Raw genomic sequence first — 13,930 nt, 5'->3', positions numbered from 1 at the left:
AAGCATGTTCTGCGCCTTTTTCAGGGCTTAGGGCTTGATCGCGACTTTCGAAAAGTCCTGCCGACCAAATGCGCTCACCTTATAGCCTTGTACGTCTTTTCGCGTTAACGCCACTGCTGTCGGATGAGCGAGCGGCAACCAGAGCGCCTGTTGCTGGATCTGTGTCTGCGCCTGCTTGTATAGCTCGGTGCGTTTGCTGACGTCGCTGGTGCCCTTGCCATCGCTGATCAACTGGTCCAGACCTTTGTCGCAGTAGCGGGCAAAGTTGGTTCCCGATTGCACGGCTGCGCAGGAGAACTGCGGGGTCAGGAAGTTATCGGGATCGCCGTTGTCGCCGGCCCAGCCCATAAACAGGATGTCGTGCTCGCCGGCTTTGGCTCGGCGTACCAATTCGCCCCATTCGATCACGCGAATTTCCGCGCGAATGCCGATCTTGGCCAGGTCTGCTTGCAGCAGTTGCGCACCCAGGCTCGGGTTGGGGTTCAGCAAGCTCCCGGTGGGGCGGGTCCAGAGAGTGGTGGAGAAGCCATCCTTCAGGCCTGCCTTGGCCAGCAAGGTTTTGGCTTGCTCAGGATCATGGCCGTAGCCGGGCAGGTCCTTGGCATAACTCCAGGTATTGGGCGGGTAAGGCCCGTTGGCAGCGATGGCGCTGCCTTCGAAAACGGCTTTGAGGTAATTGGTTTTGTCGAACGCCAGGTTGATGGCCTGACGGACCTCGGCTTTATCCAGTGGCGGGTGCTGACTATTAAAGGCAACAAAGGCGGTCATGAAGGCGGGCGTTGAAACGACCTTCAGGGCCGCGTCTTTCTCGGCGGCGCTTACATCCATCGGTTTTGGCGAGAGGGCGACCTGGCATTCGCCGCGCCGCAGTTTTTGCAGGCGCACATTGGCGTCCGGGGTAATGGCGTAGATCAGCCCGTCTACAGCTGGTTTGCCGTCGAAGTAATCCGGGTTGGCGGCATAGCGCACCACAGCATCCTTCTGGAAACGCTTGAACACGAAGGGCCCGGTGCCGATCGGTTGGGCGTTGAGCTTTTCCGGGGTGCCGGCTTTGAGCAACTGCGCGGTGTATTCGGCTGAATAGATAGAAGCAAAGCCCATGCTCAGGGTGGCCAGGAAGGTGGCTTCCGGGTGGGTCAGGGTAAAGCGCAGGTGCTGTGAGTCCGGCGCTTCAACGCTTTTGATCAGGCTGGGTAACTGCATCGACTGGGCATGGGGGAAGCCACTCTGGGCCACCTTGTGCCAGGGGTTGTTGGCATCGAGCATGCGCTGGAAGCTGAACAGGGCATCTTCGGCAGTCAACTCGCGGCTGGGGGTGAAGTAGTCGGTTTTGTGAAACTTCACGCCTTGGCGCAGTTGGAAGTCATACACCAGGCCATCTGCCGAGACCGTCCAGCTTTCTGCCAGGCTGGGCACCAGCTTGCCGCTTGTACCATCGAACTCCACCAGTCGGTTCATCAGTACGTCGGCCGAGGCGTTGGTGGTGGTCAGGGTGTTGTACTGCACCACGTCGAACCCTTCCGGGCTGGCTTCGGTGCACACGCTGAGCGTGGCAGCCTGCACGGCCGGGCTCAGCAGCGGGACGAACAACAGAGGTAAGGCGGCGAGGCGCATGGGGCAAACTCCTTGAATGCTCGCCAGAGCGAGGTGGCGACCCGTCCGCGGGTCGGGAAAGAACGCTGGGGTCTACCCTAGACCAACCACGGTGACAGAACAATCGGCATGGCCTGACGAGCGGTTGTATAACCAATGGCGCTTATTCAAGCGGTTGCGGGTAGAATGCTCGCCCCCGTTTGGCCAGCAGACTGTAGTTATCCTTGTTGCTCAGGGGGCTTTCTGGTATAAAGCAGCGCTCTTTTCTAGGGGCCCGGTTCCTTCGCTTGTAGGTGTGGCCGGTAAGACCCTGAAGAAACGCGGCGCAGAGCGCCAAATGACTTTGAGTTTAAGCGGCCAACCCATGCCGGGTTGGGCATGTGGTTTTAGAGGGCTGATGTATGTCGAGAGTCTGTCAAGTTACCGGTAAGGGTCCGGTAACCGGGAATAACATTTCCCACGCTAACAACAAAACCCGTCGCCGTTTCCTGCCAAACCTGCAGCATCACCGCTTCTGGGTTGAGTCGGAAAAACGTTTCGTGCGTCTGCGCGTAACCGCCAAAGGCATGCGTATCATCGACAAGCGTGGCATTGATGTCGTGCTGGCCGAAATCCGCAGCCGCGGCGAAAAGGTTTAAGGAGCTAAATCATGCGTGAATTGATCCGTTTGGTGTCGAGCGCCGGTACTGGCCACTTCTACACCACCGACAAGAACAAGCGTACTACCCCGGACAAAATCGAAATCAAAAAATTCGATCCAGTTGTTCGTCAGCACGTGATCTACAAAGAAGCCAAAATCAAGTAATTGGTTTTAGCTTCAAAAGAACCCCGCCTTCGAGCGGGGTTTTTTTTCGCCTGGCGATCGGCGTTTGTGAAGCGGCGAATATCGCCGATGGCGATATTCGCCCTACGCTCTATCTCGAGCTGTGGGAGTCCGGCAGCGCCAGATCACGCGCACAAAAAAGCCCGCTCATGAGCGGGCTTTCGCTTTTAGCGATCTAGGAGCATTTGGGCTAGAGCCTGGCAAGGCGCCCCGCAACTTTTAAGCGCAGCGTACTGCAGTACGTGAGCATTAAAAGTGAGGGCGCAACGCCGCCAGGCCGACGGCCAGAAGCTCCGAAGTCGATTAGAAAGCTGGGACGACGGCGCCTTTATATTTGTCTTCGATGAACTTCTTCACTTCCGGGGTGCGCAGGGCGTTGGCCAGTTTCTGGATGGCCTCGGAGTCTTTATTGTCCGGGCGCGCTACCAGGTTGTTGACGTAAGGCGAGTCGCTGCCTTCGATAACCAGAGCGTCCTTTTTAGGGTCCAGCTTGGCTTCCAGGGCGTAGTTGGTGTTGATCAGCGCCAGGTCGACCTGGGTCAGTACACGTGGCAGGGTCGCAGCTTCCAGCTCACGGAATTTCAGACCTTTGGGGTTCTCGCTGATGTCTTTGACGGTGGTCAGAATGTTGTGGCTGTCTTTCAGTTTGATCAGGCCGGCTTTTTCCAGCAGCAGCAGCGAGCGGCCGCCGTTGGTGGCATCGTTCGGGATGGCCACGGTGCCGCCTTGTGGCAGCTCATCAAGCTTCTTGTATTTGCTCGAGTAAGCGCCGAAAGGTTCTACGTGTACGCCAACAACGGTCACCAGGTTGGCACCGCGGTTCTTGTTGAACTCGTCGAGGTACGGCTGGTGTTGGAAGAAGTTGGCGTCCAGTCGCTTCTCAACCAGTTGTACGTTCGGTTGCACGTAGTCGGTGAACACTTTTACTTTCAGGTCCACGCCTTCTTTGGCCAGGGTTGGCTTGATGAACTCGAGGATTTCCGCGTGCGGCACGGCCGAAGCCGCAACGGTAATGGTTTGCGCGTGAGCGGAGAAGGCTGCGACGGCAGCCAGGGCAGCGATCAGTTTTTTCATCTCAAGGTTCCTTGTGGGATGCAGTGTTGGCGGCTGGTGGCCGCACTTTTAGGGTCGTGGGTTGCGGTGTTTATTTTCTCGTTTCTCTATTTTCTAGAGAAATGCACCACCAGCTTGTCGCCGACGGTTTGCAGTACTTGCACCAGCACCAGCAGCAGGATGACGGTAACCACCATCACGTCCGTCTGATAGCGCTGGTAGCCATACCGTACTGCCAGGTCGCCGAGGCCGCCGCCGCCAATCAGGCCGGACATGGCGGTGTAGGAGACCAAGGTAATCGCAGTCACGGTGATCGCCGCCACAATGCCCGGCAGTGCTTCGGGCAGCAGGGCGTTGAGTACGATTTGCCGTGTCGTTGCGCCCATGGCTTGGGTGGCCTCGATAATGCCGCGGTCCACTTCACGCAGCGCGGTTTCCACCAGGCGCGCAAAGAAGGGGGTAGCGCCGACCACCAGAGGCGGAATCGCCCCGGCGACGCCCAGCGAGGTGCCGGTAATCAGCACGGTCAGCGGGATCATCACGATCAGCAGAATCACGAAAGGCACCGAGCGCAGGATGTTCACGATCACCGATAGCAAGGCGTACAGGCCTTTCTGTTCGAACATCTGCCGCGGGCCGGTAAGAAACAGCAGTACGCCCAGGGGCAAGCCGAGCAAAACGGTGAACAGCATCGAACCGCCGAGCATGCTCAGGGTGTCCAGGGTTGCTTGCCAGATTTCCAGCCAGTCGACGTTGGGGAATAGAGCTTCCATCAGCGCAGCACCTCCAAGTGCACATCACTGGCGCCAAAGCGCGCCAGGGCCGCGTCGATATCGCCGCCGGTGAGGGCCAGGGTGAGCTGACCGTAGGGTGTGTCTTTGATATGGGCAATGCGGCCGGCGAGGATGCTGTAGTCCACGCCGGTTTCACGCGCGACCACGCCCAGCAGCGGAGCGTATGTAGATTCACCCTGAAAAGTCAGGCGCACGATGCGCCCACTGACATGGGCAAACGCATCGCGCTGTTCGTTCTCATCGATCTGCTCGGCTTCCATCACGAAGCGCTTGGTGGTCGGGTGCTTGGGGTGCAGGAACACTTCGGTGACCGGGCCATGCTCGACGATAACGCCGGCGTCCATTACCGCCACGCGGTCGCAGACGCGACGGATCACGTCCATCTCATGGGTGATCAGCACGATCGTCAGATTCAATTCTCGGTTGATCTGCGCCAGCAGGTCGAGCACCGAGGCGGTGGTCTGCGGGTCGAGGGCACTGGTGGCCTCGTCGCAAAGCAGAATCTTGGGTTTGGTGGCCAGGGCGCGGGCGATGCCGACGCGTTGTTTTTGGCCGCCGGACAGCTGTGCGGGATATTTCTTGGCGTGATCGTTAAGGCCCACGCGGTCGAGCAATTCGGCTACCCGTTGCTCAATGGCGCTGGACGACAACTCACCCGCCAGCTTTAGCGGCAGGGCAATGTTGTCGGCAACGGTTTTGGACGACAGCAGATTGAAGTGCTGAAAAATCATCCCGACCTGCTGGCGGAAACGGCGCAGGCCGTTGGCGTCCAGCGCGGTGACGTCTTCGCCGTCTACGTCAATGCGCCCGCCGGAAGGCTCTTCCAGGCGGTTGATCAAGCGCAGCAGCGTGCTTTTGCCGGCGCCGGAATGGCCGATGATGCCAAACACTTCGCCGCGAGCAATAGCCAGGTCGGAAGGTTGCAGGGCTGCGATGTCGCGGCCATTGACGCGATACGCCTTATGGACGTTGTGAAAGTCGATCACTCGTTAAACCTTTTGGGCTTGGCGGTCTGCCGGATAGGCATAAAGGAGCGCTAGTCTAACCGGCGCTTTATAGACCGTAAAAATCTTTGTATTCCTATGGTTATAGCTTTCGGCTCTAAGAAATTAGAGCGGCTGCCACAGTTTAGGAGACGGTGGGGCGCTTGCCTGGCCTGCGCGATGCAGGCCAGGAGTCAACGTGGCTTAGCCCTTGACTTGCGGGGTCAGCAGCAGGCGCGGAACCTGTTCCAGCTTGAGGGCTTGAGACAGGCGCGGACTGTAGTTGGGGTCCAGGCGTTTGATCCGAGCCAGCAGCAATGAAGCGACCCAAGGATAGTCCTTGTTCTGCCGTACTTCGATGCGCACATCGCAGTCGAAAGTCACGACATCTACCGCCACGGCATCCAGCAGGCTGCGCAGGCGTTCGTTGTCCTGGTTGTCGAGCATCGGCATAGAAATCGCGCTGCTGGCGGCGCCGGGGTTGATGAGGCGGGCGCTGGGTTTGGCTGGTGCTTCTGGCGCGGCGGGTGCAGCGGCAACTGCAGCTTCCTGATTGGCTTTGCCTTGGCGCTCGGCGGCCAGACGTTGTTGGCGCGCCTGTTCAGCCTTTTCTGCTGCCTCTTTAGCGGCGGTCTGAGCGGCAGCGCGGGCGCGGGCCTGATCGGCAGCGTTCAGCTCGGCGGCGCGGGCTTGGGCGATGGAGTTGTCCAGGCCGTTGGTGAGTGCCGGGGCTTGCGGCATCAGGCTGCGGGCGTGGCTCAGCGCTTTGGTGGCGGTGTCGAGGTCGCCTTGCTGAAGGGCGCTTTGACCTTGCTGCAGGTAGGCTTCGGCCAATTGTCGCTGATACTGCTCCACGCGGGTGTCGCCTTGGGCGCGGGGTGCGATAGCGGCCAATTGGCTTTCGGCCGTACTGAGCTGGCCGGTGTTAATGCTGTGTTCCACCTGACTAAAGGCGGTTATCAGGTCGTCAGTCGGTAGGTTGGCGACCTTTGGCGCGGCGCTTTGGCAGGCAGCTAACAGCAGAGAAATCGCCAGAACGGGTAGGTAACGGGAGGCGAACTGCTTCATCGTTGCAAGTCTCGGATAGCGCAAAACCGGCGAGTTTACACCGCCGTGCGAGCCGCACCAAACCTCGCCGACATATCGTGCTCAGGCGTGGCGGCGGGGCAGGGCAAAGCTCAAGAGAAACAGGGCGGCGGCGGCCACCACAATGGACGGGCCGGCCGGTGTGTCCTTGAACCAGGACATGGCCAGCCCGGCGCACACGGCGATCAGGCCCAGCACGCTGGCACCGCCAGCCATCTGCTCCGGCGTACGCGAATGACGCTGGGCGGCGGCGGCTGGAATGATCAGCAGCGAAGTGATCAGCAGCACACCGACGATCTTCATCGCCACCGCAATCACCACGGCTATCAGCAGCATCAGCGCCAGGCGCAAGCTGGCTACCGGCAGGCCTTCAACCTTGGCCAGTTCTTCGTGCACCGTCACCGCCAAGAGTGGGCGCCACAGCAGCGCCAGAGCGACCAACACCAATGCGCTGCCGCCGAGAATCCAGGCCAGGTCGCCCGTGCTCACGGCCAGCAGGTCGCCAAACAGGTAGCCCATCAGGTCGATGCGCACATCGTGCATAAAACTCAGCACCACCAGACCCAGGGAGAGCGTGGTCGGCGCCAGAATGCCGAGCAAGGTATCGGAGGCCAGCGGTTGGCGTTGTTGCAGGGTGAGCAGCAGCACGGCCAGCAACACGCAGCCGACGGTAACTGCCACGGTCGGGCTGATATCCAGCAGAAAACCCAGCGCCACGCCCAGAAGGGCCGCGTGGGACAAGGTGTCGCCAAAATAGGCCATGCGCCGCCACACCACGAACGAACCGAGCGGGCCGGCGACCACCGCCAGCGCGAGGCCGGCGAGCAAAGCGTTTACGAGAAAATCAGGCATGCTTGCAGCCGTCTCCATGAACATGCGGCTGCACCTGGCCGAGTATGCGCAGGCCCTCGGCGCTCGGCGCCTCGGCCACTACGCCACCATGCAGGTCGTGAGCGTGGTCGTGATGGTGGTGATAGATGGCCAGATCCTGTGCGTCCTGGCCGAACAGTTCGACAAACGCGGGGTCGCCGCTGACTTGTTCAGGGTGGCCCGAGCAGCACACGTGGCGATTCAGGCACACCACCTGGTCAGTGGTGCTCATCACCAGATGCAGATCGTGGGAAACCATCAGCACGCCGCAGCCATGGCGGTCGCGCAGACGGGTGATGAGGCGATACAGGTCGGCCTGGCCGGCCACATCGACACCTTGCACCGGTTCATCCAGCACCAATAGTTCAGGTTCGCGCAGCAGCGCGCGCGCCAGCAGCACGCGCTGCAGCTCGCCGCCGGAGATGCTTTGCAGCGGGCTGTCGATCACCTGGCTGGCGCCGACTTCTTCCAGTGCCGCCATTGCCGATTGGCGATCCACGCCTGGCACCAGGCGCAGAAAGCGCAGCACCGACAGCGGCAGCGTGGCGTCCACATGCAGCTTCTGCGGCATATAACCGATACGCAATTTTGGTTTGCGCCACACACTGCCGACTTCGGTTTTCAGCAGGCCCAGTACCGCCCGTACCAGGGTGGTTTTGCCGGCGCCATTAGGGCCGATCAGGGTCACGATTTCGCCAGGCTGCACGCTCAGTTGCACTTCGCTGAGAACCTGCTGCCCGGCAAAGCTGACGCCAACGCCTTCAAGGCGGATCAGGGCCGTACTCATGGGGTTTTCTGGCAGCCGGAGCAAACGCCTACCACTTCCACGGTCTGGCTTTCCACGGTGAAGCCGACGTCGCCAGCGCCGGCCACAATGGCCTGGCTGATGCTGTCGTTGGAGAGTTCGATGGCTGCGTTGCAATTGCGGCAAATCAGGAACTGGCCCTGGTGCGCATGTGCCGGATGATTACAGCCGACAAAGGCATTAAGCGAGGCAATGCGGTGCACCAGGCCGTTTTCCAGAAGGAAATCCAGCGCGCGATAAACCGTCGGCGGCGCAGCCCTGCGGCCGTCCTGTTCGGTCAGCACACCGAGAATGTCGTAGGCGCCCAGCGGCTTGTGGCTCTGCCACACCAGCTCCAGCACCCGGCGGCGCAAGGCCGTCAGGCGCAGCCCGGCGCGCTCGCAGATGGCGTCGGCTTCGGAGAGCGCGTTGTGCACGCAGTGGGAATGGTCGTGGGGACGGGAGGCCAGAGGTGTAAAGATCATTGGGCGGCGACGGCTGGTGAAAGAGACGTTATTCTATAACCCTTTTGCCGCCGAGTGTGTTGCCGTGTCGCGTTTGATTGTGATCTTTCTGCTGTTTTTTTGCGCATCTGCTCAGGCCGATGTGCGCGTTCTTACCAGCATCAAGCCACTGCAACTGATTGCCGCTGCAGTGCAAGACGGGGTTGGCATGCCGGAGGTGCTGCTGCCGCCGGGCGCTTCGCCGCATAACTATGCGTTGCGCCCCTCGGATGTACGCCGTGTGACCGAGGTCGATTTGCTGTACTGGATCGGGCCGGATATGGAGAGCTTTCTGCCGCGCGTGTTGAAAAGCCGCAGCTTGCCGACGGTTGCCGTGCAGACCTTGCCAGGCCTGACCTTGCGCCATTTCGGTGAAGGCGAGGCGCATGCCGACGGCGACGAGCATGACCACGACCACCAGCCCGGCAGCCTGGATGCGCACCTGTGGCTGTTGCCTGCCAACGCCCGGGTGATTGCCGAACGTATGGCGGTTGATCTGGCCGCTGCCGACCCGACTAACGCCGCGCGTTATCAGGCTAACCTCATGGCATTCAGCGAACGGTTAACAGCGCTGGACCAACGCCTCAAAACGCGCGTTGCCGGAGTTGCCGGCAAACCCTATTTCGTCTTCCACGAAGCGTTTGACTACTTTGAGTCCGCCTACGGTTTGCAACATGCGGGCGTATTCAGCATTGCCAGCGAAGTGCAGCCCGGCGCCCAGCATGTGGCGGCGATGCGCGAGCGTTTGCAGCAGGCAGGGCCGACCTGTGTGTTCAGCGAACCGCCTTTGCGGCCGCGGCTGATCAGTACGCTGAGCGAAGGGTTACCGGTACGTTTGGCGGAGTTGGATGCATTGGGCGGCAAAGAGATTGCGGTCAATGCTCAGGGCTACGAGCAGTTGCTGGAAACCCTGGGCAATGAGCTGGTCGGTTGCCTCGAAGCGCTCTGACCGTTAGAGCGCGAACGGCAGCGGCAGATGCACCTGCTGGCGCTGGGCGAGGCGGCGCTGGAACTCATCCGGGTTGTGGATAAGTACATCCTGGCCGGCAAAAGACTCGGCAGCGATCAGTCGCGAAATCCAGAAGCGTACGCAAGCCACCCGCAGCATCACGGGCCACAGTTCAGCTTCGCTCGGGGTAAAGGGTCGCAAGGCGGCATAGGCGCCGAGCAAGGCGCGAGCGCGTGGGGCATCGAGCGCGCCGTCTTCGGTGGAGCACCAGTCATTTAGCGCAATGGCCACGTCATACAGCATCGGCCCCGAGCAGGCGTTGTAGAAGTCGATGAGGCCGGCCAGGTGCGGGCCGTCGAACAGGGCGTTGTCGCGGAACAGGTCTGCGTGCAGGTTGGCCCGTGGGAGCGCCAGGATGGCCGCATGGTGGGTTTGGATTTCCGCCAGCGCATCACTGAGCAGCGGCTGGTTGGCGGGCGCCAGGTTGCTGAGCAACTGCGCGCCTTCACTGAGCATCCAGTCCAGCCCGCGGTCGGTTTTGCGCTCCAGCACGTGGCTGCGCGTAGCGCCGTGCAATTGCCCGAGTAGTTTGCCGACTTCCTGGCAATGGTGGGCATTGGCCTGGCTTACATGCTTGCCGGCAAGGCGCGGTTGCAGCAGCGCCGGTTTGCCCGCCAGGCTGCGCAGCGCTTCGCCCTCTGTAGTGCGCAAGGCGTATGGTACCGGCAGGCCGGCGTCGTGCAGCACGTCCAGCAGTTCGATAAAAAACGGCAGGTCCTGCACAGGCCCGCGCTCCACCAGGGTCAGCACGAACTCGCCCTGCTCCAGGCTCACGAAGAAGTTGCTGTTTTCGCTGCCGGCACTGATGCCCTGGAAATCCCGCAGACGGCCAAGCCCATAGGGCGCAAGAAACACTTCCAGCTCGGGCCGGGTAAGGGGGGTAAATACCGACATCGGAAACCTGCCAACTACCTGAATAGGGCCGCGATCAAGCGGCGTTTGATTAAGCGCCGCTTACCATTTGAAGATTTCCCACGCGGGAATCAGCATGTCTGGATTGTCGGAACGAATGAAGTTGCCATCGCTGCCGTCGGCACGCACCAGAAAGTACGGTTTGCCGTTTTTCGGCGTGATTTTAATGGCATACAGAAAACCGTTCTGGCGGTATTCCTGAATCATCTTGTCGCCGTCCTGGCGAATGGTTACGTCAGGGTCGCCCGTGACGGGTTCATCCTCGGCAAAGGCATTTACTGCGCCAGCGGCGAGCAAGCCGGCGAGCAATAAGCTTGAAAGTGTGCGCATGGTAACCTTGTCCCTTTGTCGTCAACGGTGCGGTCATTCTAACAGGCTGCCATGAAACTACTGGCGCGGCATTACGGCGCGTGCGCCCGGGAAGCAGCGCTATATACACAGGCAGTCGTTGCGCCGAACCACCGTTGCTCGCTACATTTTTCCGCTGTCCGTACACCACGGCCCGTCTAATAGGTTATTCCGCGCATGTCTCAGACTCCTCTCGTCCTGGTGGACGGCTCGTCCTACCTCTACCGCGCTTTCCACGCCCTGCCGCCTTTGACCACCTCCAAAGGTATGCCGACCGGTGCGGTGAAGGGCGTGTTGAACATGCTTAAAAGCCTACGCAAGCAATACCCGCAAAGCCCCTTCGCGGTAGTGTTCGACGCCAAGGGCGGCACCTTTCGCGACGAGCTGTTCGCCGACTACAAGGCCAATCGCCCCTCGATGCCCGATGAACTGCGCGTCCAGATCGAGCCGTTGCACGCCAGCGTGCGCGCTCTGGGTTACCCCTTGCTGTGCGTGGAGGGCGTCGAGGCTGATGACGTGATCGGCACCCTGGCCCGGCAGTGCGCTGCCGCTGGCCGCGACGTGGTGATTTCCACCGGCGACAAGGACATGGCCCAACTGGTCTGCCCGCACGTTACGCTGGTCAACACCATGTCCGGAAGCGTTTACGACATCGATGGCGTTAAGGAGAAATTTGGTGTCGGTCCTGAGCTGATCATCGACTACCTGGCGTTGATGGGCGACAAGGTCGACAACATTCCCGGTGTGCCCGGTGTCGGCGAAAAGACCGCCGTAGGGCTGTTGGTGGGCGTGGGCGGCGGGCTGGACGTGCTCTACGCCAACCTCGATAAAGTGCCTGAGCTGCCGATTCGCGGCGCCAAGGCGCTGCCGGCGAAGTTGCTGGAACACAAGGACATGGCCTTTCTCTCCTACCAGTTGGCAACCATCAAACTGGATGTGCCGTTAAATATCGAGATCGAGAGCTTGCACCCCGGCGAGCAGGACCGCGCGGCGCTGGCCGAGCTGTATGCGCTGCTGGAATTCAAGACCGGCCTGGATGAGCTGGCGCGCGATACCAAGGCGGCCAATATTGCTGCCATTCGTTCCGGCGGTTTGTTCGACGAGCCGGCCGCCCCGGTTGCAGCAGATGGGCGCCTGGAAGAACCCGCGCCGGTCCCGGCCTCTGAGGTCCACTACGAAACTGTGCTAGATGCCGACCGTTTTGCCGCGTGGCTGGAAAAACTGCACAAGGCCGAACTGTTTGCCTTCGACACCGAAACCACCGGTCTGGACGCCCAGCAGTCGCAACTGGTGGGCATCTCGCTGGCGGTGCAAGCCAATGAAGCGGCCTATATTCCGCTGACCCACTCCTATATGGGTGTGCCAGCGCAGCTTGATCGCGACACGGTGCTGCTGGCGCTCAAGCCGATTTTTGAAGACGCCAACAAGGCCAAGGTCGGCCAGCACGCCAAGTACGACATCAATATTCTCGCCAACTGCGCCATTGGCGGTGACCCGCAACATGGCATCGAGGTGCGCGGCCTGGCGTACGACAGCATGCTGGAATCCTATGTGTTCGACTCCGTGGCCACCCGCCACAACATGGACGCTCTGGCGCTCAAGTACCTCGAACACACCACCATTGCCTTCGAAGACATCGCCGGCAAAGGCGCCAAGCAACTGACCTTTGACCAGATTGCGCTGGAGCAGGCCGGCCCGTACGCGGCCGAAGACGCCGATATCACCCTGCGCCTGCACCAGACGCTGTGGCCCAAGCTGCAAGCCGTGCCCAGCCTGGCCAAGGTGGTGACCGAGATTGAAATGCCGCTGGTGCCTGTATTGGCTCGCATTGAACGCAATGGTGCGCTGGTGGATGCCAACCTGTTGGGCCTGCAGAGCAATGAACTGGGCGAGAAAATGGTCCAGCTCGAGCGAGAGGCGTTTGCCATCGCCGGTGAAGAATTCAACCTTAGCTCGCCCAAACAACTGGGCGTGATTCTCTATGAAAAGCTCGGCATGCCGGTGCTCAGCAAAACCGCCAAAGGCCAGGCGTCCACCGCCGAAGCCGTGCTGGCGGAACTGGCCGAGCAGGATTTTCCGCTGCCCAAGGTGCTGATGCAGTACCGCTCCATGAGCAAGCTGAAAAGCACCTACACCGACCGCCTGCCGGAGCAGATCAACCCGCGCACCGGGCGCATCCATACTTCGTATCACCAGGCGGTGACGGCCACCGGGCGCTTGTCTTCCACCGATCCGAACCTGCAGAACATTCCGATTCGGACCGCCGAAGGTCGGCGTATTCGTCAGGCGTTTATTGCACCGCCAGGCTACAAGTTACTGGCGGCGGACTACTCGCAGATCGAGCTGCGCATCATGGCTCACCTGGCGCAGGACGAAGGGCTGCTGCACGCTTTCCGCAATGATCTCGACGTGCACCGGGCGACCGCTGCCGAGGTGTTTAGCGTCGAGCTGGAGCAGGTCACCACCGATATGCGCCGCAAAGCCAAGGCCATCAACTTCGGCCTGATTTATGGCATGAGCGCATTTGGACTGGCCAAGCAGATCGGCGTGGACCGCAAGGAATCGCAGGCGTATATCGACCGCTACTTCGCCCGGTACCCAGGCGTACTGGCGTATATGGAACGCACTCGCGAGCAGGCCAGCGAGCAGGGCTATGTCGAAACCCTGTTTGGCCGTCGCCTCTACCTGCCGGACATTCACTCGAAAAACGCCGGCCTGCGCAAAGGCGCCGAACGCACCGCGATCAACGCGCCAATGCAGGGCACGGCGGCGGACATCATCAAGCGCGCGATGGTGAAAGTGGATAGCTGGCTCAGTGAGTCGGGCTTGGACGCCAAAGTCATCCTGCAAGTGCACGACGAACTGGTACTGGAAGTGCGCGAGGACCTTCTGGAAACCGTCAGCGCAGAAATTCGTCGGCAGATGAGTGCAGCGGCCGAACTGGACGTGCCTCTGCTGGTTGAAGTCGGCATTGGCGCCAACTGGGATGAAGCTCACTGACAACGGCTTTTTTGCTGCGGCATAACGCCGCACAAAAGGCAGTTCGTTAGGAAGCTATTGGAATGAAGAGAAGAGTTTTTATTGCTAACGGGTTTTAAGCCCGTGGTGAACTTTCGGTAAATGGGGGCGGTCAGAGTTACTGAATGGCTGATGAAGCCCTTCGGTGCTCCTA

The 13,930-nt window shown here is 60.6% G+C and carries 14 protein-coding genes; 4 read left to right on the top strand and 10 right to left on the bottom strand.

Annotated features, from left to right (window positions below):
- Positions 1–27: 27 nt before the first annotated feature.
- Positions 28–1,614, bottom strand: a complete 1,587-nt coding sequence (locus PKE98_RS00920; protein WP_271193343.1) for an ABC transporter substrate-binding protein — start codon at positions 1,612–1,614, stop codon at positions 28–30.
- A gap of 380 nt (positions 1,615–1,994) precedes the next feature.
- Between PKE98_RS00920 and rpmB the strand changes: the two genes are divergently transcribed.
- Positions 1,995–2,231 carry a 50S ribosomal protein L28 gene (gene rpmB / locus PKE98_RS00915; RefSeq protein ID WP_084303647.1) on the top strand — a complete coding sequence of 79 codons (237 nt, stop codon included), beginning with the start codon at positions 1,995–1,997 and terminating at the stop codon, positions 2,229–2,231.
- Between the two features lie 11 nt (positions 2,232–2,242).
- Positions 2,243–2,398, top strand: coding sequence for a 50S ribosomal protein L33 (rpmG, locus tag PKE98_RS00910; protein ID WP_108095062.1), 156 nt, complete (start codon positions 2,243–2,245; stop codon positions 2,396–2,398).
- A gap of 321 nt (positions 2,399–2,719) precedes the next feature.
- Here rpmG and PKE98_RS00905 read toward each other — a convergent pair whose 3' ends face one another.
- The 7 genes from PKE98_RS00905 to PKE98_RS00875 form a co-directional block, all read right to left on the bottom strand.
- Entirely contained in the window at positions 2,720–3,490 is a 771-nt protein-coding gene (locus PKE98_RS00905; RefSeq protein WP_271193342.1) for a MetQ/NlpA family ABC transporter substrate-binding protein, read from the bottom strand.
- Between the two features lie 86 nt (positions 3,491–3,576).
- Positions 3,577–4,242 carry a methionine ABC transporter permease gene (locus PKE98_RS00900; RefSeq protein WP_271193341.1) on the bottom strand — a complete coding sequence of 222 codons (666 nt, stop codon included), beginning with the start codon at positions 4,240–4,242 and terminating at the stop codon, positions 3,577–3,579.
- Positions 4,242–5,249, bottom strand: coding sequence for a methionine ABC transporter ATP-binding protein (locus PKE98_RS00895; protein ID WP_271193340.1), 1,008 nt, complete (start codon positions 5,247–5,249; stop codon positions 4,242–4,244). Before PKE98_RS00895 ends, PKE98_RS00900 begins: the two co-directional genes overlap by 1 nt.
- 201 nt (positions 5,250–5,450) lie before the next feature.
- Positions 5,451–6,314, bottom strand: coding sequence for a PA5502 family lipoprotein (locus PKE98_RS00890; RefSeq protein ID WP_271193339.1), 864 nt, complete (start codon positions 6,312–6,314; stop codon positions 5,451–5,453).
- 81 nt (positions 6,315–6,395) lie between these two features.
- Complete coding sequence (znuB, locus tag PKE98_RS00885) at positions 6,396–7,184, bottom strand: zinc ABC transporter permease subunit ZnuB (protein WP_271193338.1); 789 nt, start codon at positions 7,182–7,184, stop codon at positions 6,396–6,398.
- The gene (gene znuC, locus PKE98_RS00880; protein WP_271193337.1) at positions 7,177–7,989 is read right to left on the bottom strand and encodes a zinc ABC transporter ATP-binding protein ZnuC; all 813 of its coding nucleotides are present in this window, start codon (positions 7,987–7,989) and stop codon (positions 7,177–7,179) included. The genes znuB and znuC overlap by 8 nt, the downstream gene beginning before the upstream one ends.
- The gene (locus PKE98_RS00875) at positions 7,986–8,471 is read right to left on the bottom strand and encodes a Fur family transcriptional regulator (protein ID WP_271193336.1); all 486 of its coding nucleotides are present in this window, start codon (positions 8,469–8,471) and stop codon (positions 7,986–7,988) included. The genes znuC and PKE98_RS00875 overlap by 4 nt, the downstream gene beginning before the upstream one ends.
- 64 nt (positions 8,472–8,535) lie before the next feature.
- Between PKE98_RS00875 and PKE98_RS00870 the strand changes: the two genes are divergently transcribed.
- Complete coding sequence (locus tag PKE98_RS00870; protein ID WP_271193335.1) at positions 8,536–9,438, top strand: zinc ABC transporter substrate-binding protein; 903 nt, start codon at positions 8,536–8,538, stop codon at positions 9,436–9,438.
- A gap of 3 nt (positions 9,439–9,441) precedes the next feature.
- On the opposite strand, the gene PKE98_RS00865 is transcribed toward PKE98_RS00870, so the two are convergent.
- Positions 9,442–10,392, bottom strand: coding sequence for a homoserine kinase (locus tag PKE98_RS00865; RefSeq protein WP_271193334.1), 951 nt, complete (start codon positions 10,390–10,392; stop codon positions 9,442–9,444).
- A 60-nt stretch (positions 10,393–10,452) separates the two neighbouring features.
- On the bottom strand, positions 10,453–10,740 hold the full coding sequence (locus PKE98_RS00860; protein WP_271193333.1) for a DUF2782 domain-containing protein: 288 nt from the start codon (positions 10,738–10,740) through the stop codon (positions 10,453–10,455).
- A 195-nt stretch (positions 10,741–10,935) separates the two neighbouring features.
- On the opposite strand from PKE98_RS00860, the gene polA reads away from it, so the two are divergent.
- Positions 10,936–13,758: a DNA polymerase I gene (polA, locus tag PKE98_RS00855; protein ID WP_271193332.1), complete on the top strand. Its 2,823-nt coding sequence runs from the start codon at positions 10,936–10,938 to the stop codon at positions 13,756–13,758.
- The last annotated feature ends 172 nt before the right edge of the window (positions 13,759–13,930 follow it).

It is taken from the genome of Pseudomonas turukhanskensis (genome assembly GCF_027922365.1).
GTDB lineage: Bacteria > Pseudomonadota > Gammaproteobacteria > Pseudomonadales > Pseudomonadaceae > Aquipseudomonas > Aquipseudomonas turukhanskensis.
Note: the sequence above shows the minus strand (reverse complement) of the source record. Positions and strands in the feature narration are given on the sequence as shown.